Annotated in this window: 1 protein-coding gene; it reads left to right on the top strand. The window is 41.5% G+C overall.

The window, feature by feature from the left end; all coding sequences use genetic code 11:
• On the top strand, nucleotides 1–639 hold a 639-nt coding region (gene hflC, locus H8Z82_RS17015), incomplete at both ends, for a protease modulator HflC (RefSeq protein ID WP_186995774.1).

Genomic DNA, 639 nt, shown 5'->3' with positions numbered 1-639 from the left:
TTTAAGATTCCGTTTATAGAGAGTACACAGTCATTGCCAAAGGAAACATTGCTGTATGATCTGGCAGCATCTGATGTAATTACAAAAGATAAGAAAACGATGATCAGCGACAGCTATGTTCTCTGGAAAATCAGCGATCCGCTTAAATTTGCACAGACATTAAACTCTTCTGTGGAAAGTGGTGAGAGTCGAATTAATACTGCTGTGTATAATGCCACCAAAAATGCGATCAGCAGTATGTCACAGGATCAGGTGATCACAAGCCGTGACGGAGAACTGTCTGATATGGTTATGGAGGCAATAGGAACAAACATGGATCAGTATGGAATCGAACTTCTCAAATTCGAAACCAAGCAGCTGGATTTGCCGGATGATAATAAGGAAGCTGTGTATGAACGAATGATTTCTGAACGAGATAATATTGCAGCGACTTACAAGGCAGAGGGAAACTCCGAAGCAAAGGTGATTCGAAATAAAACAGACAAAGAAGTAGCAATCCAGATTTCTGATGCAAAAAAACAGGCAGAGATCCTGGAGGCAGAGGGCGAACAGGAATATATGAAAATCCTTGCTCAGGCTTATGGAGAAGAGGACAGGAGTGAGTTTTATTCTTTTGTGAGAAGTCTGGATGCGCTGAAG

This window comes from Blautia difficilis (assembly GCF_014297245.1).
Lineage (GTDB): Bacteria > Bacillota > Clostridia > Lachnospirales > Lachnospiraceae > Blautia_A > Blautia_A difficilis.
This window is presented reverse-complemented; position numbering and strand designations above follow the sequence as displayed.